The organism is Qipengyuania thermophila (genome assembly GCF_004153605.1).
In the GTDB taxonomy this organism is placed as follows: domain Bacteria; phylum Pseudomonadota; class Alphaproteobacteria; order Sphingomonadales; family Sphingomonadaceae; genus Qipengyuania_B; species Qipengyuania_B thermophila.
In genome coordinates, this window is the sequence record NZ_SDSI01000002.1 from 457370 (window position 1) to 478114 (window position 20745).

The window sequence follows — 20745 nt, forward strand, 5'->3', positions numbered from 1 at the left end:
TGTCAAGTTTCCATGACATCGGTCTTTCGGTGTCGCCGTTGACGCCTATTGGCCCCTGCGGCATGGCGCGCGCCATGAACCGCGATCCCGCGAACAGCTTCCAGGACATGATCCTTGCCCTGCACGACTTCTGGAGCGCGCAGGGCTGCCTGATCCTCCAGCCCTACGACATGCGGATGGGGGCGGGCACGTTCCATACCGCTACCACCCTGCGGGCCCTCGGGCCGGAGCCGTGGAACGCCGCCTTCGTGCAGCCCTGCCGCCGCCCCACGGACGGCCGGTATGGCGAGAACCCGAACCGGTTGCAGCACTACTACCAGTATCAGGTCATCCTGAAGCCGAGTCCGCCGGACATTCAGGATCTCTACCTCGGCAGCCTCGAAGTGATCGGGATCGATCCGCTGAAGCATGACATCCGCTTCGTCGAGGATGACTGGGAATCCCCGACGCTCGGCGCGTGGGGACTGGGCTGGGAGGTGTGGTGCGACGGGATGGAGGTGACGCAGTTCACCTACTTCCAGCAGATGGGCGGCTTCGACTGCAAGCCGGTTTCGGGCGAACTGACCTACGGCCTCGAACGTCTCGCCATGTACATCCAGGGCGTCGACAACGTCTATGATCTCGCCTTCAACGGCCGCGGCGTGAGCTATGGCGACGTGTTTCTCGAAAACGAGCGGCAGATGTCGCGCTGGAACTTCGAGGTCGCCGACACGGATACGCTGTTCGACCAGTTCCGCAAGGCCGCCGCCGAAAGCGAGAACTGCCTTGCCAGCAACCTGCCGATCCCGGCCTACGAACAGGCAGTGGAAGCGAGCCACATCTTCAACCTGCTCCAGGCGCGCGGCGTGATCAGCGTGCAGGAACGCGCCAGCTATATGGGGCGGGTGCGCGATCTTGCCCGGGCCTCGTGCGAAGCCTATGCGGCACGGCTCGCCCCGCAATGGCAGGCAAAATACCCGGAGTGGTCGCTGTGAGCGACTTTCTCCTCGAACTGCGCTGCGAGGAAATTCCGGCGCGAATGCAGCCCGGCGCGCGGGAGGAGCTGGAACGGCTGTTCCGCCGCGAACTTCACGGTGTGGGCGTCGATGCGGGCGACGTCACCGTCTTGTCGACGCCGCGCCGTCTTGTCCTGATCGCCAGGGGATTGCCCGACGCCACCGGAGCGGTGAGCGAGGAGGTCAAGGGGCCACCCGAGGGTGCGCCCGACGCGGCGCTTGACGGGTTCTGCCGCAAGAACGGCGTCAGCAGGGACCAGCTTCAGCTCCGCGAGGTGAAGGGGCGGCCGACGTGGTTTGCCGTGATCGAGACGCCGGGCCGCGCGATGAAGGCGGTGCTGGCTGAAGCGGTTCCGGCGATGGTGCGCGACTTCGCCTGGCCCAAGTCGATGCGCTGGGGCGCGGCTTCGCTCAGCACGGCCAGCCCGCGCTGGGTCCGGCCGCTGAGCGGGATCGTCGCCATTCTGGGCGATGAACTGGTCGAATGCGAGGCGGCGGGCGTCGCCAGCAGCTGCGCGACGCTTGGCCACCGCTTCCACCATTCGGGCGCGATCACCATCGGCGGCGCGCACGACTACGCCGAAAAGCTGCGCGCCTGCCATGTCGTCGTCGATCACGAGGAGCGCGCGGCGCTGATCCGTGCCGGCGCGGCCAAGGCGGCCGCCGACGCGGGTCTGAAGCTGGTCGAGGACGAAGGGCTGGTGATCGAGAACGCCGGTCTGACCGAATGGCCGGTGCCGCTGCTCGGCCGGTTCGACGCCGCGTTTCTCGATGTTCCGCCCGAGGTGATCCAGCTCACCGCGCGGGTGAACCAGAAGTATTTCGTCTGTCAGGATGCCGGCGGGCGACTGGCCAACGCCTTCGTCTGCACCGCCAACATTGCGGCCGCGGATGGGGGCGCGGCGATCGTGGCGGGCAATGCCAGGGTGCTGGCCGCGCGGCTCGCCGATGCGCGCTTCTTCTGGGATCAGGACCGCCGCAAGACCCTGGCCGAGCATGCCGAGGGGCTGGCGCGCATCACCTTCCACGAGAAGCTGGGCACCCTCGCCGACAAGGTGGAGCGGGTGGCGAAGCTGGCCGAATGGCTGGCCAGCGACGGCATCGTTCCGGGCTGCGATCCGGCGCTGGCGCGGCAGGCGGCAGAACTGTGCAAGGCCGATCTCGTCACCGACATGGTGGGCGAATTCCCGGAACTGCAGGGCGTCATGGGCGGCCACTACGCCCGCGCGGAAGGCTTGCCCGAAGCAGTCGCGGACGCCATCCGCGACCACTACAAGCCAATCGGGCAGGGCGATGAGGTGCCCACCGCGCCGGTCACAGTGGCGGTGAGCCTCGCGGACAAGCTGGATACGCTGGCCGGGTTCTTCGCCGCCAATCTCCAGCCCACCGGCTCGAAAGATCCCTTTGCCCTTCGCCGCGCCGCCCTGAGCTTCCTCGCTCTCCTTACCACCAGCCAGATCCGGGTTCCGCTTCGCAGGCTGTTGGACAAGGCAGGAGCGGGCATGAAGCAAACGGTGCTTGAGTCGTTCCTCATCGACCGCCTCAAGGTGCAGCAGCGCGAGGCTGGCGTTCGTCATGACCTCATCGACGCGGTGTTCGCGCTCGGGAACGAGGACGACCTCGTGCGGCTTCTTGCCCGTGTGAATGCGCTGCAGGCTTTTGTCGAAACGGCGGACGGGCAGAACCTGCTCGCCGCCTACAAGCGCGCCGCCAACATCCTGAAGAAGGAAGGCTGGAGCGGGGCGCGGCCCGCCAAGGACGAGCCGCTGCGCACGGAGGGGATCGCCCGCACCGGCGAAGAGGATCCGCTCGCCCTTGTCGACGATCCCGAACTGGCCCCTGTGGTCCAGGCACAGATGCAGGCGAAGCGCGCCGCCTCGCCGTCGGCACAGCGCGAGCCGGCCGAGGAGGCTCTCGTGGCCGCGCTCGACGAGGCTGAACCCAGAGCTGTGGCGGCGGTCACGGCGGAGGATTTCACCGGCGCGATGCAGGCGCTCGCCGGTCTGCGCGCGCCGATCGACGCGTTTTTCGAGGAGGTCACCGTCAATGACCCGGATCAGGACAAGCGGGCGGCAAGGCTGGACCTGCTCGCCCGGTTCCGCGATGCCGTCGGGCGCGTGGCCGATTTCAGCCGCATCGAGGGGTAGCATGGCTTTTGTCTGGACCCTGTAACAGGCGGTCCAGGTCTCGCAGGTGCAGGGGTCGCATGGTCCAGACGGTGTACAATTTCGGCGGCGGCGCGGAGCACGGCGATCCGCGGCAGAAGGACAAGACCGTCGTCGGGGGCAAGGGAGCCAATCTGGCCGAAATGGCCAGCATTGGCCTGCCCGTGCCGCCCGGCTTCACCATCACAACGGAGGAATGTCGCCGCTTCTCCGCCTCGGGCGTGCTGCACGCGGAACTGCGCGAGGCGATCGCGGCCGCGCTGGAGCGGGTGGAAACGTCTGTCGGCCGCCGCTTCGGCGACACGGCCAATCCGTTGCTGCTGTCCGTGCGATCGGGTGCGGCGCAGTCGATGCCGGGAATGATGGACACCGTGCTCAACCTCGGTCTCAATGACGACACGGTGAGGGGACTGGCGGGCGCGTCCGCGAACGAGCGGTTTGCCTGGGACTCCTATCGGCGGTTCATCCAGATGTACGGCGACGTGGTGATGGGAGTGGACCACGGGTGCTTCGAAGAAGCGCTCGAGATCGCCAAGGAAGAACGCGGCTTCCTCAACGACACGGAGCTGGACGCCGGCGATCTGCGCGCGCTGGTCGACACCTACAAGGACATCGTCAGGCGCGAGGCGGGTGCCCCGTTCCCGCAGGATGTCCACGAACAGCTCGCCGAGGCGATCGCGGCAGTGTTCCGCAGCTGGAATTCCGAGCGGGCGCGGATCTACCGCCGCCTCAACGCGATCGCGGATGACTGCGGGACGGCCGTCAACGTTCAGGCGATGGTGTTCGGCAATCGCGGGGAAAACAGCGCCACCGGCGTGGTGTTCACCAGGGATCCCGCCACCGGGGAGCGCACCGCCTATGGTGAGTGGCTCCCGAACGCGCAGGGCGAGGACGTGGTCGCCGGCATCCGCACCCCGCAATATCTGACCCGCCGCCACCGCGAGCGGGCGGGAGCGAAAGCGCCGAGCATGGAGGAGGCGCTTCCGCGGGTGCACGCGGAACTGACCCGCTACCTTGACCTGCTCGAACGGCATTATCGCGACATGCAGGACGTCGAATTCACCGTCGAAGAGGGCGACCTCTACCTGCTCCAGACGCGCAGCGGCAAACGGACGGCGGCAGCGGCGTTGCGGATGGCCGTCGACATGGTGGCGGAGGGGCTGATCAACGAGGAGGATGCGGTCCTGCGGGTCGAGCCGATGGCCCTTGACCAGCTGCTGCACCCCACGCTCGATCCCGATGCCAGCCGGGAGGTGCTGTGCCGCGGGCTGCCGGCCTCTCCCGGAGCAGCGACGGGACGGATCGTGCTCGACGCGGCGACGGCCGAAGCGTGGGCGGCGCGCGGCGAGCATGTGCTTCTGTGCCGCACCGAAACCTCGCCGGAGGACATCGGCGGCATGCACGCGGCGCGGGGCATCCTGACCACCCGTGGCGGCATGACCAGCCATGCCGCGGTCGTGGCGCGGGGCATGGGCCGCCCCTGCGTCTGCGGGGCGTCGGACGTGGTCATCGACATGGCGGCCCGGTCGGTGACGATCGCCGGCCACAGGCTTGCGGAGGGTGACGCAATCACCATCGACGGCTCCTCGGGCGAGGTCATGGCCGGCACGGTGCCGACCCGCGAGCCCGAGCTGACCGGCGCCTTCGGCGACCTGATGCTCTGGGCCGACCGGCATCGCCGGATGCGCGTGCGCACCAATGCCGAGACACCCGACGACTGCGCGGCGGCCCGGAGGTTCGGCGCCGAGGGGGTGGGCCTGTGCCGGACCGAACACATGTTCTTCCAGCCCGACCGGATCCGCGCCGTGCGCCGCATGATCCTTGCCGGCAGCGCTGCCGAACGCGATGCCGCGCTGGACGCGCTTCTTCCGGCGCAGCGCGCCGACTTCGCCCGCATCTTCGAGATCATGGCCGGCCTGCCGTGCACCATCCGCCTGCTTGACCCGCCGCTGCACGAGTTCCTGCCGCACAGCGACGCGGATTTCGACGACCTGCTCGAACCCGGCGGCCCCTCGCGCGAGACGCTGATGCGCCGTGCGGCCGAACTGCGCGAAGTCAATCCGATGCTGGGGCACCGCGGCTGTCGCCTGGGGATCACCTATCCCGAAATCTACGCCATGCAGGCCCGCGCCATCTTCGAGGCGGCGTGCGACGTTGCCGACGCCACAGGCTCGGCGCCGGTGCCGGAGCTGATGATCCCGCTGGTCGCGACGGCCGCGGAACTCGCCATCGTGCGTGACAAGGTCGAAGCGGTCGCCCGCGAGGTGATGGCAGGGCGGGGGCGCGCGCTGCCCTATTCCGTCGGCACCATGATCGAGCTGCCACGCGCGGCGCTGACCGCGGACGCCATCGCCGCCCATGCCGACTTCTTCAGTTTCGGCACGAACGACCTGACACAGACGACGCTCGGCATCAGCCGCGACGATGCCGGCTCGTTCATCCACACCTATCTCGATCAGGGGATCTTCACCCGCGATCCGTTCGTCGGCATCGACCGGGACGGCGTCGGCCGCCTGATCCGCATGGCAGCCGAGCTTGGGCGAGGGGCGAGCGCGACGCTGAAGCTGGGCATCTGCGGCGAACATGGCGGCGACCCGGACAGCATCGCCTTCTGCGAGGAGGTGGGGCTCGACTACGTCAGCGCCTCGCCTTACCGTGTGCCGATCGCCCGGCTGGCCGCGGCGCAGGCAAGCCTGCGGGCACGCCGCTCAGCGGGTCCAGCCGCTTAGGGTGATCATCTCGAACAATTCGCTCCAGCGTCCGTCGGCGCCGCCTTCCGCACGGAGGAACGCCTCGATCGTGCTGCGCTGGCGTCTGGTGAGGGGCGGCCCGGGCGTGCGCAGCACATTGCCGAGGCCGTGGTCGCGAAGATCGTCCACGAGGCGCGCGAGGCTGCCATAGCGCACCGTGAGGCGGGCAGTGTCGACCACCTGCCGGTGAAACCCGGTGCGCTGCATCAGCATGCTGGCGGAGCGGCTGTCGACCTGCGGATGGATCCGGGCATAGGCCCTGTCCGTCTCGGCGGCGAGGATCGCCGCGCGCAGCCGGGGCACCGAGCCGGCCCCGGCGATGCTGGCGAGCAGCATGCCCTGTGACGTCAAGGCCCGGCGCAGATGGACCAGCGCTCCCGGAAGGTCGTTCACGCTGGCCAGCCCATGATCGGCCACGACCATGTCGAACCGTGCCGGCGGGAGCGGACGTTCGGCGGCCCAGGCGTGCCAGCCCAGCGACTCGACCTCGGCGCCCCGGCGGGACAGCGCGTCCCTCAGCAGACCGGCCGCGTCGCCGATGACCAGCACTTGTCGCGGGGCAAAACGGAGGAAGTCGAGGCGTTCGTTTACCTCTTCCGCCATATGCTGCCAGAGGAACCGGGCCGCTCCTTCCTCACCTTGCCTGCGGCAGGCGCGCGAAAACACAGCCGCCTGCCGGGCAGGCGAAAAGATGAGCGGTGGCGGCGCGGGCGAGGTCAAGGACGGGGATGACGAGTGGTTGATGCGCAGGCGCTAGCATCAAGAGGCGCGGGGGTGAAGCGCGCGTCCCGCCTGATCGGCGCCGCGCTCGGCCCGCTCGTGGATTTCGTCTATCCGCCGCGCTGCTGCGGGTGCGGAAGCAGCCTCGGCACGCAGACGGGGCTGTGTCTGCCCTGCTGGCAGTCACTGGACGCGTTTCCTGGCGACACTCCGGTGACCGTTCTGCGCGTGGCGGCAAAGGCGGACGCGGCGAGACAGATCGCGCTCCCCATCCACGCTGCCGTTCCGTACAACTCCCTCGCGCGCACGCTCCTGCTGGCGTTCAAGCATGGCGGGCGCATCAGTCACGCTCCGCTTCTCGCCCGGCTCATGGCAGCCAACGCTCCGCCTCCTGCCGAACGGAGGATCGTCGTTCCGGTGCCGCTGCACAGGTCCCGTCTTTGGCGGCGGGGCTACAACCAGGCGGTCCTTCTCGGGCGCGAACTGCAGAAGCTGGGTCAGGGCCGGCTGATCGTCGATGCCCTCTGCCGTGTGCGCGCCACGCCGATGCTCGGCACGCGCTCTCGTGCCGACCGGCAGGCGCTGCTCGCCGGGGCGGTGACGGTGAACCCCCGCCGATGCGAGGCGCTGAGCGGTGCCGACGTGCTCCTGGTTGATGATGTGATGACCAGCGGGGCGACGTTCACCGCGTGTGCCGAGGCCCTGCTCGGGGCCGGTGTCGCCAGCATTTCGGGACTGTGCTTTGCCCGTGCCGGCACCACGCCGTCACGCAAGGCGGCCGCGTCGCTTCCCGAGGGGAGCGGTCGACCGCACACAGACGCCCGGAACCTCGCGATCCCGGGCGTGCCGTGACGAACCAGGCCTGCCTTCCGGCGAAGCGGCTATCCCCCTGATCGCCGCCAAGCCCGCTCCCTCAAATCCTCAGCGTCGCAAGCCTGATTAGGTTCACGCGGCGCTGTTCCTGAACCACGACCCGATGTATTCGTCTCTCGATCGTCGCCTGCTCAACAGTGCTGGCGCGCAAGAATTCACACCACTCTTGCGGAATGCAAAGAGGGCTTCGCAAACGAGGAAATTTTTTCCTGCGGCATGTTGTTGAGATGCAACATTTTCGCGAGAGGACAGAATTGAGCATGGCGGACCGGATGCAGCGCACCCTGATCGACGCACACGGCCAGAGCACGCCGTTCAAGCCCCGCTTCGATGCGTCGGGTCTGCTGCCGGCCATCATCGTTGATGCCGCGGATGGAGCGGTCCTCATGCTGGGCTACATGGACGAGGAGGCTCTCGACGCGACCCTGAGAACGGGGAGGGTGCACTTCCATTCGCGCTCGCGGGCGAAGCTGTGGTGCAAGGGCGAAACGTCGGGCAACTTCCTTGAGGTCGTCGACCTTCGCGTCGACTGCGATGCCGACGCGCTGCTCGTCACCTGCAAGCCCGCGGGACCGACCTGCCACACGGGTGCGCGAAGCTGCTTCTATCGGACGCTCACCTGACCCTCTCGGTCGGGTTGCCGTTCGCGTAAAGTCTTGACTGGCACGTCACGTGGTGGCTTAGCTGTTCTCCGTGTCTTCGCCTGATCGCCAGCCTTCTGGGGCGCACACGTGGTTGCCTGACAGCCCCGCTCGCGGCGACGCAGCCGGCTCTGCCGGACGGGAGCATTACTCCATCACCCATCTCACGTCGGAGTTCGGGTGCACCGCCCGCACCTTGCGCTTCTACGAGGACGAGGGCCTCATTGCGCCGGCGCGCGTCGGCAGCGCCCGCGTCTATTCCAAGCGGGATCGCGCGCGGCTCGCGTGGATCATGCGCGCCAAGAACGTCGGCTTTTCGCTTGCCGAGATCCGCGAGATGATCGACCTTTATGATCTGGGCGACGGCCGGATACGGCAACGCCAGGTGACGATCGAACGGTGTCGCCAGCATGTCGCCAAGCTGCGGGCGCAACGCGAAGACATCGATGCGTCAATCGCCGAACTGACCGACTTCATCGCCCTGATCGAGCGCATGGAAGCCGACCAAACCCCTGCAATGCCGCAGCCGAAGGATAGCTGATGCCGACCTACACCGCCCCCGTCCGAGATGCCCTGTTCGTCATCAACGAGGTGCTCGACCTGCCCGCGCTCAACAACCTGCCCGGCTTCGCGAGCGCGACACCCGATCTGGTGGAAAGCATTCTGACCGAAGCCGGCCGCTTCACCGCCGAGGTTCTGGCGCCGCTGAACCGCTCTGGCGACGAGGAGGGATGTACGCGCCACGAGGATGGTTCGGTCACGACCCCTGCGGGGTTCAAGAATGCTTACGACCAGTTCGTCGAGGCGGGGTGGGGCACGCTGACCGCGCCGGAGGAGTTCGGCGGCCAAGGATTGCCGCATGTCGTCGGCTTTGCCGTCGAGGAGTTCATCTCCGCGGCCAACCAGTCGTTCGGCATGTATCCCGGACTCGCGAACGGCGCCGTCGCCGCGCTGCTGGCCACCGGAAGCCAGGAACAGAAGGACACCTATCTGCCGCGCATGGTGGCGGGAGAGTGGCTGGGCACCATGAACCTGACCGAGCCGCAGTGCGGCACCGATCTCGGCATGATCCGGACCCGCGCCGTGCCGCAGGACGACGGCAGCTATGCCATCACCGGCACCAAGATCTTCATCTCGGCCGGAGAGCACGACCTGACGGAGAACATCATCCATCTCGTGCTGGCCAAGACGCCGGGCGCGCCGGACAGCACCAAGGGCATCTCCCTGTTCGTGGTGCCCAAGGTGCTGGTGAATGACGACGGCTCGCTCGGCGAGCGCAATGCCGTCGCCTGCGGGTCGATCGAGCACAAGATGGGCATTCACGGCAACTCGACCTGCCTGCTCAACTACGACGGCGCTAAGGGATGGCTCGTGGGCGAGGAGAACCGCGGTCTGGCCGCCATGTTCATCATGATGAACGCGGCGCGGCTCGGGGTCGGTGTACAGGGTCTCGCGCAAGGGGAAGTGTCCTATCAGAACGCGGTCGCCTACGCGCTGGACCGGCGGCAGGGCCGTGCCCTGACCGGGCCGGCCGAGCCGGAGGCGCAGGCGGATCCCATCTTCAATCATCCCGACGTGCGGCGGATGCTGATGGATGCCAAGGCCTTCAATGAGGGGATGCGGGCGCTGTGTCTGTGGGGGGCGCTGCTCGTCGACATGTCGCATCGCGCGGCAACGGAGGAGGAGCGGGCCGAAGCCGATCAGCTCATCAGCCTGCTGACCCCGGTCATCAAGGGCTACGGCACCGACAAGGGCTTCGAGGTGGCGGTGAACATGCAGCAGGTGTTCGGCGGCCACGGCTATGTGCGCGAATGGGGGATGGAGCAGTTCGTCCGCGACGCGCGCATCGCCCAGATCTACGAGGGCACGAACGGCATACAGGCCATGGATCTGTGCGGGCGCAAGCTTGCGCAGAAAGGCGGTGCTGCGATCCAGGCGTTCTTCAAGCTGGTCGGTGAGGAGATCGCTGCCGCGCAGGACGATGCGGAGCAGAAGGCGCTCGCCGACAAACTGCAGAAGGCGCTTGCCGACCAGCAGGCGGCGACGATGTGGTTCATGCACAACGCCATGCAGAACCCCAACCATCTCGGGGCAGGCGCCTTCAACTACATGCATCTGATGGGCATCGTGACGCTTGGCTACCTGTGGCTGCGGATGGCACGCGTGGCTCGCCGCCGGCTGGCGGAGGGTGCGGAACCTTCGGCCTTCTACGAGGCGAAGCTCGTCACCGCCCGCTACTTCATGGATCGCTACCTGCCCGACACCGGCGCCCTGCGGAGGAAGATCGAGAGCGGCGCCGATGCGGTCATGGCCCTTCCGCCGGAGGCCTTCGCCGTCGCGGCGTGATCGGCTACGAACGAGAGCGCCAGGACTAAACCGCCTGGATCCCGCGATGCCGAGTGCTTCGGCGTCGGGGTTGACCGGCTTCTGACCGGCGGTACGGTGCCGCGATGCACAGCGCAGGATCTCCGCTTCGCGACACCGCCGGGCAGGGGCGCGCCTTGCCGGGGGTGAGTCTCGTGGAACGCTTTCTCGACCACCCGCGCTCGGTTGGCGAGAACTACTTCCAGCACGCGCGGGTGGCTGTGTCGTTCGGGGCGCGGATGATCGGCGGCGGGCTTCGCTGTGTGCTGCACGCTCTCCTGCCGCCGGTCTTCCAGAACGCCGCATCGGATTGCGTCCGGAGCCTGCACGCCGAACTGGAACGGCGCCGCCGCGGTTCAGGCAGCGGCGACGATTACGTCATCTGACCGGCAGGTGCCGGCGCGGGGAGCGGCTACTCGGTCGGCAGGAAATCGGGCACGGACAGATAACGCTCGCCCGTGTCGTAGTTGAAGCCGAGCACGCGCACGCCATCGGGCAATTCCGCCAGCTTGGCCTCGATGGCGGCCAGCGTGGCGCCGCTCGAGATGCCGACAAGCAGGCCTTCTTCGCGCGCCGAGCGCTTCGCCATTGCCTTCGCGGCTTCGGGATCGACCTGGACGACGCCGCTGAGCGCCGAGGCATGCAGGTTTTCCGGGATGAACCCCGCGCCGATCCCCTGGATCGGGTGCGGCCCCGGTTCTCCGCCGGAGATCACGGGCGACAGGGTCGGTTCCACCGCGAACACCTGCAGGTGCGGCCAGTGCTTGCGCAACTCCTCGGCGCAGGCGGTGATGTGCCCTCCGGTCCCGACGCCGGTGATGATGACGTCGACCGGCGTGTCGGCGAAGTCGGCAAGGATTTCCTGCACCGTGGTTTCCGCGTGAACACGGATGTTGCTCGGATTGTCGAACTGGCTCGGCATGAAGGCGCCCGGAGTCGTGTCCACCAGCTCGTGCGCCCGCGCGATGGCGCCCTTCATCCCCTTCTCCTTGGGCGTGAGATCGAAGGTCGCGCCATACGCAAGCATCAGGCGCCGCCGCTCGAGGCTCATGCTTTCGGGCATGACCAGAACAAGCCGGTAACCCTTGACGGCGGCGACCATGGCAAGACCGATGCCGGTGTTGCCGCTGGTCGGTTCGATGATCGTCCCGCCGGGCTGCAGCCGTCCGTCGCGCTCCGCATCTTCGATCATCCGCAGCGCGATGCGGTCCTTGATCGAGCCGCCGGGATTCGCCCGCTCGCTCTTGATCCAAACCTCGTGATCCGGAAACAGGCGGGACAGACGGATGTGCGGAGTGGTCCCGATCGTCTCGAGAACGGACGCGGCTTTCATGAGATTCGCTCCTGAAGTTTCTGTTCGGGCAGTTCATCCTGCAACGCCGGCGGGGGCGCAAAGGTTCTCGTGGTCCTGAGGACAGGAAACAGCCTGCTCCACAGCGCGACCGTCAGCACGGCGCCGCTTCCGCCGGCGATCAGCGCCGCGACCGGCCCGACCAGAAAGGCCAGCGCGCCCGAGAACGCATCGCCCAGCTCGTTCGAGGCGCTGACGGTCAGCAGGCTGACGGCCGACACCCTCCCGCGCTTGTCGTCGGGGGTGTGCAGATGGATGAGCGAGGAGCGGATGTAGACGGAGAACATGTCGGCGGCTCCGATGATCACCAGCAAGGCAAGGCTCAGCGCCATCGAGCGGGACAGGGCGAACGCCACCGTCGCCGCACCGAAGACGGCGACCGCCCACAGCATGCGTGGTCCGACATTGGTTTTCAGCGGACGGTACGAGAACCACGCTGCGGTGATCGCGGCGCCGATCGCGGGTGCCATCGCGAGCTGCGCCAGACCACGTTCGCCGACCTCGAGTATGTCCCTCGCAAACACCGGCAGAAGCGCATTGGCTCCGGCAAGGAACACCGCCAGCAGGTCGAGGGTGATCGCGCCGAGCACCATCCGGTTGCGCGCCACGTAGCGCAACCCTTCCAGCACTTGGACAAGAGGGGAGACCTGCTGGCGCCGTTCGGGTCGCGGGGGTGGAGAGATGAAGCCCATCGTGACCAGCGCCATAGCCAGCAGGAGCGTGGCGACGGCGTAGGGCAGGGCCGGCTGAATGGCATAGAGGTAGCCCCCCAGGCCGGGCCCGGCGATCATGCCCACCTGCCAGGCGATCGATGAAAGCGCGATCGCGGTCGGCAACAGGGCCGCGGGCACGAGATTGGGCGCCAGCGCTGACATGGCCGGGCCGTTGAACGCTCGCACCACGCCCAGCACCACGGCCACCGCAAACAGCCAGCCAAGGGTGATGTCTCCGCTCCAGGTCACCCAGGCGAGCACGGCGCCGCTGCCGGTCTGGAGCAGAAGCGTCACCTGAGCGACACGGCGGCGGTCGAAGCGGTCCGCCACCAGACCCGAGAACGGCGTCAGCACAAAGAGCGGGATGAACTGCAGAAGCCCGATCAATCCGAGCTGGCCGGCCGCCTGAGCGATGCTCATGCCGCCGTCGCGCGCATAGCTGTAGGTCTGCCACCCGATGACGAGCATCATCGCGTACTGCGCCAGCGTCATCGCGAAACGGGCGACGAGATACGCGCGAAAGTCGCCGATGCGCAGCGGCGAGGTTGGCGAGGTGGTGGTGCTCACCACCCGGCCCTTGGCATCGGCTCCGCGCTTTGTGAAGAGCGGTGTCGGGAGCGCCTCAGCGCCGGCGGCGCAGCCGGGGATTGGGCTGAAGCTGGTCGATCATCGCATCGAAGTCGGTCTGCCTGATGATCCGTTCGAACTGGAAGCCGGCGCGGTTGTCGCGGGTCCAGATGACGTGCGCCTCGATCCGGCCGATCACCGGCAGCCGGATGATGATCCTGTCGCCGCGCGCCAGATCGACGCAGTCGTCGATCATGAAGCCATGGGCCGAGACGTTGACGACGCGCATCTGAACGTCGCCTCGCACCCTGTGCTCCACCACCACGGGGTAGTTGACGGGATGACGCGCGACCCGCCGCAGTTCCGTCACGCTCAGTTGTGCGCCCGCGCTCATTTCGCCGTCGTCCTCCAGCCTTGATGCGCCGCAAGCATAGGGCAAGAGCAGCTAACAAGGCGTAAAGCGCCGGTGCACGGTGCCGGCGTTCAGGACTCGCGTTTCAGCACGGCGTGCTTCTTGCGGCCGAGGCTGAGCCGGGCGCCGGTGCCGGGTTCCAGCCGGACCACGGCGGCAGGATCGGTCAGCGGAGTGTTGTCGATCCGCACGGCGCCTTCGGCGATCTTGCGCTTGGCTTCCGCCCCCGAGGCGCAGAACCCGAGCTGCGTCAGCACGGCGACGAGGCGCACGCCTTCGGCGGGCACCGTGATGGACGGGAGCGCATTGCCGCTGCCGCCTTCTGCGAAGGTGGCCTGCGCAGTCGCCGCGGCCCGGGTCGCGGCATCGCGCCCCCGCACCAGCGCCGTCACCTCGTTGGCGAGCACGATCTTCGCGTCGTTGACCTCCGCTCCGCCGAGCTGTTCGAGACGCTCGACTTCGACGATCGGCAGGTCGGTGAACAGGCGCAGGAACCGGCCGACGTCGCGGTCGTCGACATTGCGCCAGTATTGCCAGAAATCGTAGGCCGGCAGCTGATCCTCGTTGAGCCACACCGCACCGGCGGCCGTCTTGCCCATCTTGGCGCCGCTCGCGGTGGTCAGGAGCGGAGTCGTGAGGCCGAACACCGGCAGCCCGTCGGTGCGCCGGGTCAGCTCGACCCCGTTGACGATGTTGCCCCACTGGTCGCTGCCGCCCATCTGCAAACGCACGCCATGGCGTCTGGCGAGATGGCGGAAGTCATAGGCCTGAAGGATCATGTAGTTGAACTCGAGGAACGTCAGCGGCTGCTCCCGTTCCAGCCGGAGCCGCACCGAGTCGAAGGTCAGCATCCGGTTCACGGTGAAGTGCGGGCCGACTTCCCGCAGCATCTCGACATAGCCGAGCCCGTCCAGCCAGTCCTGATTGTCGACGACGAGCGCGCCGGTGGCGCTGTCATCGAAGCGCAGCAGGCGGCGGAAGGGCGTCAGTATGCCCTTGATGTTGGCTGCGATCTCGGCGTCGGAAAGCATGGCGCGGCTTGCGTCGCGCCCGCTTGGATCGCCGATCCGGGTCGTCCCTCCGCCCATCAGCACCACCGGCCGGTGGCCTGCCTGCTGCAACCGGCGCAGCAGCATGATCTGGACCAGGCTGCCCACATGCAGGCTCGGTGCGGTGGCATCGAAGCCGACGTAGCCGGCGACCGGACCCGATACGAGCAGCTCATCGAGCGCTGTCGCATCGGTGATCTGGTGGATATAGCCACGCTCCTGGAGAACGCGCAGCAGCGGCGAGGCGTAGTGGGACATGCCGGCTGCGGTAGCAATGGGAATACGGCGGTGCAAACACGCGCGCTGAGGCCGCACCCGACGCAGGCACACGCGACAGGCGCGAGCATGTCGGCAGGTTTGGTGACGCTGGAGCACGACTGGCTAGTGCTGCGCTGGCGGGTGACGGACGCGCGCGGTCTGCTGCTTCCCCGGTTCGCCGGCCGCCGGCGCGCCGACGGCCTTTGGCGGACCACCTGCTTTGAACTTTTCATCCGCACGGCCGGTGATCGCTCTTACCAGGAGTGGAACCTGTCTCCTTCGCAGGCTTTCGCGGCCTACGCCTTTTCCGGCACGCGGCGGGACCGCCAGGATCTCCCCGTCGCCGCCACGCCCGTCTGCACGTGGCGCGGCGGCTCGACCCGCACCGCGCTGTTCGACGCGGCCATCCCCCGCGCCGCCTTGCCGGCGCCGCCGTGGGAAGGCCATGTGACAGCGGTGCTTGAAGAGCAGAATGGCGTCGTGACCCACTGGGCTGTGGTGCACCCGGCGCCGCATCCCGACTTCCACGATCCGGCTTGCTTCGCTCCCCTGCTTGCGGCACCACGCCCGGCATGACATTCGGTCTGGACCGGCTTCTTGCCGATGCCCGCCTGCTCGGCGAGCTGAAAGGGCGGCGCGTCGCGCTGGTGGCCCATCCCGCATCGGTAACCCGTGATCTCGTCCACAGTCTCGACGCGCTGCGCCGTGCCGGCGTGAACATCGTCAGCGCCTTCGGCCCGCAGCACGGCCTCAAGGGCGACAAGCAGGACAACATGGTCGAGACGGCCGACGAGTTCGACCCGCGGCACGGGATCCCCGTTTTCAGCCTCTACGGCAAGGTCCGGCGGCCGACGGCGGCGATGCTGGATACGGCGGACATCTTCCTGTTCGATCTTCAGGACCTTGGCTGCCGTATCTACACCTTCGTCACGACGCTGCTGTACCTGCTCGAGGACGCGGCGGCCGCCGCCAAGGAGGTCTGGGTGCTCGACCGGCCCAATCCGGCGGGGCGGCCGTGCGAAGGACTGCTGCTGAGAGCGGGTCACGAAAGCTTCGTTGGTGCGGCCGCCATGCCGATGCGCCACGGGCTGACGATGGGCGAGATGGCGCAATGGTTCATCGCCGAGCGCAATCTTGACCTTGCCTTCCGGTGCGTCACCATGGCGGGCTGGGCTCCTGATCAGGGGCCGGGTTACGGCTGGCCTGCCGACCGGGTGTGGGTGAACCCCAGTCCCAATGCGGCGACGGTGAACATGGCCCGCGCCTATGCCGGGACCGTCATGCTCGAGGGCACTACGCTTTCCGAGGGAAGGGGGACGACCCGGCCGCTCGAAGTGCTGTTCGGCGCACCCGATCTCGACGCCGCCGCCGTGCTGCGGGAGATGGAACGGATCGCCCCGCAGTGGATGGCGGGCTGCACCCTGCGCGAATGCTGGTTCGAGCCGACCTTTCACAAGCACGCCCAACAGCTTTGCCACGGCATCTTCGTGCATGCCGAGGGTCCGGGATACGACCACCGCGCCTTTCGACCGTGGCGCCTTCAGGCGCTGACCTTCAAGGCCATCCGGGCTCTGCGCGACGATTACCCGCTGTGGCGCGACTTTCCCTATGAGTACGAGCGCGACCGCCTTGCGATCGACGTCATCAACGCAGGGCCGGATCTGCGTGCCTGGGTGGACGATCGCGCCGCGGTGCCGGGCGACCTCGATGACCTTACGCGCGCCGACGAGCGGGAGTGGACCGAGGCCACATCCGCGCACCTTCTCTACGAGCGGGATTGACCCTGCGGCCTCGGCCGCTGAACATGGCGGCTGACAGAAATGCCCGCCGGAGCGGCGAAGGGGAGGGGTGCAATGGCCACAAGCGTTGTCGCGCAGGAACGCTCGTCCGTCCGGTTGACGCTTTGGCTGCTGCTGATCGTCTACATCTTCAACTTTCTCGACCGGCAGATCGTCAACATTCTTGCCGAGCCGATCGCCCGTGACCTCCGGCTCAGCGACACGCAGATCGGGCTGATGACGGGTCTCGCCTTTGCGCTGTTCTACACCGCGCTCGGCCTGCCGATCGCGCGCTACGCCGACAGGTCCACCACGCACCGGCCGCGTCTGATTGCCGTCGCGCTTGCCACTTGGTCGGCGATGACCGCGCTGTGCGGCCTTGCGCAGAACTTCTGGCAGCTGCTGCTCGCGCGGGTTGGTGTCGGCGTGGGCGAGGCTGGCTGCACGCCGCCGGCGCATTCGCTGATCAGCGACATCGTGCCGCCGGAAAAGCGCAGTTCCGCGCTGGCCTTCTACTCCCTGGGCATCCCGATCGGGTCGCTGCTCGGCCTCGTCATCGGCGGCGTTCTTGCCGACCTTGTCGGCTGGAGGCTCGCCTTCATGGTTGTGGGTCTGCCGGGCGTGCTGCTGGCGGGATTTGTGTGGTTCCTGCTGCGCGAGCCTCGCCGGCAGAGCGCCCTGGTCCAGACGCAGCAGCCCTCGGCTGACGCGTCCCTGCCGCTGGGTGTGGCTTTGCGCAAAGTGATGGGGTCGCGCGCCTTCGTGCTGCTGCTTGTCGCCGGGTCCGCCGCCGCCTTCCTCGCCTATGGCAAGATCACCTGGACGACGATCTTCTTCCAGCGCACGCACGGACTGACGCCGGGGCAGGTCGGGCTGTGGTTCGGGTTGCTCAACGGAGCAGCCGGCGTCCTTGGCACATGGCTGGGCGGGTGGCTTGCCGATCGCTACGGAGCGCGCAACCGCCGGCATGTGCTCACCGCCCCGGCAATCGGCATGGCCGTCGCGGTGCCACTGGCGATCTTCGCCTATCAGGCAGCCACCTGGCAGGCGGCGCTTGCCTGGCTGCTCATCCCGACGATCTGCAATTCGCTCTATTACGGCCCGACCTATTCCGCGGCGCAGGGCCTGGTACCGTTGAAGGCCCGGGCCATCGCCGCGGCGGCGCTGCTGTTCTTCCAGAACCTCATCGGGCTGGGTCTGGGGCCGCTGTTCTTCGGCGTCCTGTCCGATCTGCTTCAGCCGCGCTTCGCCGAGGACAGCGTGCGCTACGTGCTCTACGGCGCGGCGCTGCTCGGTTTCGTTCCGGCCTTCTTCTTCTGGCGCGCGAGCCTGCGGATGGATGCCGAACTCGACCGGCACACGTGACCACCTCGCGCGCCGCGGCCCGGCGCACGTGTCAGCCCTGCTTGCGGCTGAGCTCGCGCATGGCCTCGTCCAGTCCGTCGAGGGTCAGCGAATACATCCGGTCTCCGAGCAGCTGGCGGACGAGGGTGGTGGATTGCGAGTAGCTCCACTGCGCCTCGGGCACGGGGTTGAGCCACACGGTTGCGGGATAGGTGTTGACGACCCGCTGGAGCCAGACGGCTCCCGGCTCGGCGTTCATGTGCTCCACGCTGCCGCCGGGATGGGTGATCTCGTACGGGCTCATCGCCGCGTCGCCCACGAAGACCACCTTGTAGTCGTGCCCGTATTTGTGGAGCACGTCCCATGTCGCGGTGCGCTCCTGCCACCGCCTCCGGTTGTCCTTCCACACCCCCTCGTAGAGGCAGTTGTGGAAGTAGAAGAACTCGAGGTTCTTGAACTCCGAAGTCGCCGCGCTGAACAGCTCTTCCACAAGGCGGACGAACGGGTCCATCGAACCGCCCACATCGAGAAACAGGAGCAGCTTGACCGCATTGTGCCGTTCGGGGCGCATCCGGATGTCGAGCCAGCCCTGACGGGCGGTGCCGGCAATGGTCGCGTCGAGGTCAAGCTCATCGGCCGCCCCTTCGCGGGCGAAGCGGCGCAGCCTTCGCAGCGCCATCTTGATGTTCCGGGTTCCCAGCTCGCGCGTGTTGTCAAGGTTGCGGAACTCGCGCCGCTCCCACACCTTGATGGCGCGCCGGTGGCGGCTCTCGCCGCCGATACGCACACCTTCGGGGTTGTAGCCGGCATTGCCGAACGGGGAGGTGCCGCCTGTGCCGATCCACTTGTTGCCCCCCTGATGCCGCTCCTTCTGCTCCTCCAGCCGCTTGCGCAGCGTGTCCATGATCTCGTCCCAGCTGCCCAGCGTGGTGATCTTCTCCATTTCCTCGGCAGTCAGGTAGCGTTCCGCGACCGCCCTCAGCCAGTCTTCCGGAATGCTGGCCGGTGCGGTGCCAAGGTCGTCCGCGATGCCGCGGAACACCTTGGCGAACACCTGGTCGAAGCGGTCGAGCAGCCCTTCGTCCTTGATGAACACCGCCCGGCTGAGATGGTAGAACGCCTCGGGGCTGCGCTCGATCACGCCTGCGTCGAGGGCTTCCAGCAGCACCAGATGCTCCTTGAGGCTGACCGGGATGCCGGCCGCGCGCAGCTCGTCGATGAGGTTGAAGAACACCCCGCTCCTCCGCTCCTCGCCATGCCGCGCCGCGGCAGGCTTTAGCCAATCTTAAGCCTCAGCAGCTAGCGGGAGCAAAAACAAGGGAAGTCCGCAATGCAGTTGCCGCCCATGTCCGCGTTTTCGCCCGCCGCGCTCGAAGGCCTGCCGCACCGCTGCGCCGACGTGACCATCGGCTGCAGCGATGTGGCCGGCATCCTCGACGGTGTCCTGAAGACCAGCGAACGGCTGCGCCGCGAGCACGACGCGCTCAAGGGCACGGTGCGCGCGCTCAACGAGGACCAGGACCGCGTGTCGCACGCCAGCGACGAGGCGCGGCTGCTGTCCGCCAAGGCGATCGGGCGGCTGGAGGAAGGGTCGGCGATCATCCGCGATTCGCTGGTGCAGATCACCACGCTGCTCGATCTGGTCGAAGCGCTGGGCCAGCACGTCACCGGCTTCGCCTCGGCGATGGCGCAGGTTCGGCGCAGCGCCAAGGACATCGAGGAGCTGGCCGACACCACGAACATCCTTGCGCTCAACGCGACCATCGAGGCCGCGCGTGCCGGCGAAGCCGGGCGCACCTTCTCGGTAGTCGCCGGCGAGGTCAAGAACCTCGCCGCCGAAACCCGCAAGGCGACGGACGAGATCGCCCGCACTGTCGACGCGCTGGGCCTTGAGGCGGGGGAGGTCGTCGGCCGGATCGAGAGCGGCAATGCGGCCAGCCGCGAAGCCAAGGCGTCGGTCAACAGCATCATGGCCACACTCAGCGGGGTGGCGGACCTCGTGACCGAGGTGGACCGGCAGAACGAGCAGATCGCCCGGGCGACCGGCACCATCACCGGCCACGTCGCCGCCGTGCAGCGGGTGCTGACGAGCTTCGACGATGCTTCGGGCACAAACGAGAGCAGCCTTGTCCGGGCGGGTCAGCGGGTCGAGGAACTGGAACTGGCCGCCTGCGACATGTTCGACCGGATCGTTCATGCCGGCCTGTCGCCGCGCGACAGCGCCATGGTCACGCTGGCGGAGCGGTGTGCCGACGAAATCCGCCTTCTCACCGAAGACGCCCTTGGCGCCGGCCAGGTCACCGAGGCGCAGCTCTTCGACACGCGCTACCGGGAGATCCCCGGAAGCCGTCCGCCCCGTTACGAAACCGGCCTGACCGCCTGGGCACATGCACACTGGCGCCCCATTCTCGACCGGGTGTCGGCATCGGACCGGCACATCCTCGCGGCGGCGTGCACCGACATGAACGGATACCTGCCCACGCACCTCACCGAACGGTCGCGCGCGCCCACCGGCGACCTCGCGCATGATACGGCCTTCTGCCGCAACGGGCGGATCCTTCTCGGCGCCATCGACCGCAAGGCGAAGCAAAGCTCGGCACCGTTCATGATGGCGGTCTACCGCCAGGAGAACGATGGCCTCAACTATCAGGTCGTGCGCAACGTCTATGTTCCGCTGGTGATTGCCGGCCGCCGGTGGGGCGACTTCGAGGTCGCCTACAGTTTCGACCGCCGGCAGGAGGGGTCGCGCGCCTGACGCGCCGCCG

18 protein-coding genes are annotated in these 20745 nt (G+C 67.7%); 12 read left to right on the forward strand and 6 right to left on the reverse strand.

Features of this window, described 5'->3' with window-relative positions:
- Window positions 1–74: 74 nt before the first annotated feature.
- The 3 genes from ETO60_RS06550 to ppdK are packed head-to-tail and all read left to right on the forward strand — an operon-like array spanning window position 75 to window position 5889.
- Window positions 75–974: a glycine--tRNA ligase subunit alpha gene (locus ETO60_RS06550; RefSeq protein ID WP_130003900.1), complete on the forward strand. Its 900-nt coding sequence runs from the start codon at window positions 75–77 to the stop codon at window positions 972–974.
- Window positions 971–3142 carry a glycine--tRNA ligase subunit beta gene (gene glyS / locus ETO60_RS06555; RefSeq protein ID WP_130003902.1) on the forward strand — a complete coding sequence of 724 codons (2172 nt, stop codon included), beginning with the start codon at window positions 971–973 and terminating at the stop codon, window positions 3140–3142. Before ETO60_RS06550 ends, glyS begins: the two co-directional genes overlap by 4 nt.
- A gap of 59 nt (window positions 3143–3201) precedes the next feature.
- Window positions 3202–5889: a pyruvate, phosphate dikinase gene (ppdK, locus tag ETO60_RS06560; RefSeq protein ID WP_130003904.1), complete on the forward strand. Its 2688-nt coding sequence runs from the start codon at window positions 3202–3204 to the stop codon at window positions 5887–5889.
- Here the strand turns inward: ppdK and ETO60_RS06565 are convergent.
- Complete coding sequence (locus tag ETO60_RS06565; protein WP_130003907.1) at window positions 5869–6513, reverse strand: class I SAM-dependent methyltransferase; 645 nt, start codon at window positions 6511–6513, stop codon at window positions 5869–5871. The genes ppdK and ETO60_RS06565 overlap by 21 nt on opposite strands.
- A gap of 171 nt (window positions 6514–6684) precedes the next feature.
- Between ETO60_RS06565 and ETO60_RS06570 the strand changes: the two genes are divergently transcribed.
- The 5 genes from ETO60_RS06570 (at window position 6685) to ETO60_RS06590 (ending at window position 10894) form a co-directional block, all read left to right on the forward strand.
- Entirely contained in the window at window positions 6685–7482 is a 798-nt protein-coding gene (locus ETO60_RS06570) for a ComF family protein (RefSeq protein WP_234026368.1), read from the forward strand.
- A 293-nt stretch (window positions 7483–7775) separates the two neighbouring features.
- Complete coding sequence (gene hisI / locus ETO60_RS06575; protein WP_130004631.1) at window positions 7776–8126, forward strand: phosphoribosyl-AMP cyclohydrolase; 351 nt, start codon at window positions 7776–7778, stop codon at window positions 8124–8126.
- A 112-nt stretch (window positions 8127–8238) separates the two neighbouring features.
- Window positions 8239–8685, forward strand: a complete 447-nt coding sequence (locus ETO60_RS06580; RefSeq protein ID WP_234026369.1) for a MerR family transcriptional regulator — start codon at window positions 8239–8241, stop codon at window positions 8683–8685.
- Window positions 8685–10490 carry an acyl-CoA dehydrogenase C-terminal domain-containing protein gene (locus ETO60_RS06585; protein WP_130003911.1) on the forward strand — a complete coding sequence of 602 codons (1806 nt, stop codon included), beginning with the start codon at window positions 8685–8687 and terminating at the stop codon, window positions 10488–10490. The genes ETO60_RS06580 and ETO60_RS06585 overlap by 1 nt, the downstream gene beginning before the upstream one ends.
- Before the next feature lie 104 nt (window positions 10491–10594).
- Window positions 10595–10894 (forward strand): DUF6356 family protein, encoded by a 300-nt coding sequence (locus ETO60_RS06590; RefSeq protein ID WP_130003913.1) that lies wholly within the window; start codon window positions 10595–10597, stop codon window positions 10892–10894.
- Between the two features lie 26 nt (window positions 10895–10920).
- On the opposite strand, the gene cysK is transcribed toward ETO60_RS06590, so the two are convergent.
- The 4 genes from cysK to tyrS form a co-directional block, all read right to left on the reverse strand.
- Window positions 10921–11841 carry a cysteine synthase A gene (gene cysK, locus ETO60_RS06595; protein ID WP_130003915.1) on the reverse strand — a complete coding sequence of 307 codons (921 nt, stop codon included), beginning with the start codon at window positions 11839–11841 and terminating at the stop codon, window positions 10921–10923.
- On the reverse strand, window positions 11838–13142 hold the full coding sequence (locus ETO60_RS06600; RefSeq protein ID WP_130003917.1) for an MFS transporter: 1305 nt from the start codon (window positions 13140–13142) through the stop codon (window positions 11838–11840). Before ETO60_RS06600 ends, cysK begins: the two co-directional genes overlap by 4 nt.
- A gap of 52 nt (window positions 13143–13194) precedes the next feature.
- Window positions 13195–13533 (reverse strand): PilZ domain-containing protein, encoded by a 339-nt coding sequence (locus ETO60_RS06605; protein ID WP_130003919.1) that lies wholly within the window; start codon window positions 13531–13533, stop codon window positions 13195–13197.
- An 89-nt stretch (window positions 13534–13622) separates the two neighbouring features.
- Complete coding sequence (gene tyrS, locus ETO60_RS06610; RefSeq protein ID WP_130003921.1) at window positions 13623–14858, reverse strand: tyrosine--tRNA ligase; 1236 nt, start codon at window positions 14856–14858, stop codon at window positions 13623–13625.
- A gap of 87 nt (window positions 14859–14945) precedes the next feature.
- On the opposite strand from tyrS, the gene ETO60_RS06615 reads away from it, so the two are divergent.
- The 3 genes from ETO60_RS06615 to ETO60_RS06625 all read left to right on the forward strand — a co-directional run bounded on the left by ETO60_RS06615 (window position 14946) and on the right by ETO60_RS06625 (window position 18001).
- Window positions 14946–15434 carry a DOMON domain-containing protein gene (locus ETO60_RS06615; protein ID WP_130003923.1) on the forward strand — a complete coding sequence of 163 codons (489 nt, stop codon included), beginning with the start codon at window positions 14946–14948 and terminating at the stop codon, window positions 15432–15434.
- Entirely contained in the window at window positions 15431–16639 is a 1209-nt protein-coding gene (locus ETO60_RS06620; RefSeq protein WP_130003925.1) for an exo-beta-N-acetylmuramidase NamZ family protein, read from the forward strand. Before ETO60_RS06615 ends, ETO60_RS06620 begins: the two co-directional genes overlap by 4 nt.
- A 72-nt stretch (window positions 16640–16711) precedes the next feature.
- The gene (locus ETO60_RS06625; RefSeq protein WP_130003927.1) at window positions 16712–18001 is read left to right on the forward strand and encodes a spinster family MFS transporter; all 1290 of its coding nucleotides are present in this window, start codon (window positions 16712–16714) and stop codon (window positions 17999–18001) included.
- Window positions 18002–18032: 31 nt separating this feature from the next.
- On the opposite strand, the gene ETO60_RS06630 is transcribed toward ETO60_RS06625, so the two are convergent.
- A complete protein-coding gene (locus tag ETO60_RS06630; protein ID WP_130003929.1) occupies window positions 18033–19214 on the reverse strand; it encodes a vWA domain-containing protein in 1182 nt (393 codons plus the stop codon).
- A gap of 111 nt (window positions 19215–19325) precedes the next feature.
- Between ETO60_RS06630 and ETO60_RS06635 the strand changes: the two genes are divergently transcribed.
- Window positions 19326–20735, forward strand: coding sequence for a methyl-accepting chemotaxis protein (locus tag ETO60_RS06635; protein WP_234026370.1), 1410 nt, complete (start codon window positions 19326–19328; stop codon window positions 20733–20735).
- The last annotated feature ends 10 nt before the right edge of the window (window positions 20736–20745 follow it).

Excerpts from the sequence above, each read along its gene's own strand:
- ETO60_RS06550 (WP_130003900.1), top strand. The coding sequence starts at position 75 with ATGAACCGCGATCCCGCGAACAGCTTCCAGGACATGATCCTTGCCCTG.
- ppdK (WP_130003904.1), top strand. The coding sequence starts at position 3,202 with ATGGTCCAGACGGTGTACAATTTCGGCGGCGGCGCGGAGCACGGCGAT.
- ETO60_RS06565 (WP_130003907.1), bottom strand. The coding sequence starts at position 6,513 with ATGGCGGAAGAGGTAAACGAACGCCTCGACTTCCTCCGTTTTGCCCCG.
- hisI (WP_130004631.1), top strand. The coding sequence starts at position 7,776 with ATGCAGCGCACCCTGATCGACGCACACGGCCAGAGCACGCCGTTCAAG.
- ETO60_RS06585 (WP_130003911.1), top strand. The coding sequence starts at position 8,685 with ATGCCGACCTACACCGCCCCCGTCCGAGATGCCCTGTTCGTCATCAAC.
- ETO60_RS06590 (WP_130003913.1), top strand. The coding sequence starts at position 10,595 with ATGCACAGCGCAGGATCTCCGCTTCGCGACACCGCCGGGCAGGGGCGC.
- cysK (WP_130003915.1), bottom strand. The coding sequence starts at position 11,841 with ATGAAAGCCGCGTCCGTTCTCGAGACGATCGGGACCACTCCGCACATC.
- ETO60_RS06605 (WP_130003919.1), bottom strand. The coding sequence starts at position 13,533 with ATGAGCGCGGGCGCACAACTGAGCGTGACGGAACTGCGGCGGGTCGCG.
- tyrS (WP_130003921.1), bottom strand. The coding sequence starts at position 14,858 with ATGTCCCACTACGCCTCGCCGCTGCTGCGCGTTCTCCAGGAGCGTGGC.
- ETO60_RS06615 (WP_130003923.1), top strand. The coding sequence starts at position 14,946 with ATGTCGGCAGGTTTGGTGACGCTGGAGCACGACTGGCTAGTGCTGCGC.
- ETO60_RS06620 (WP_130003925.1), top strand. The coding sequence starts at position 15,431 with ATGACATTCGGTCTGGACCGGCTTCTTGCCGATGCCCGCCTGCTCGGC.
- ETO60_RS06625 (WP_130003927.1), top strand. The coding sequence starts at position 16,712 with ATGGCCACAAGCGTTGTCGCGCAGGAACGCTCGTCCGTCCGGTTGACG.
- ETO60_RS06635 (WP_234026370.1), top strand. The coding sequence starts at position 19,326 with ATGTCCGCGTTTTCGCCCGCCGCGCTCGAAGGCCTGCCGCACCGCTGC.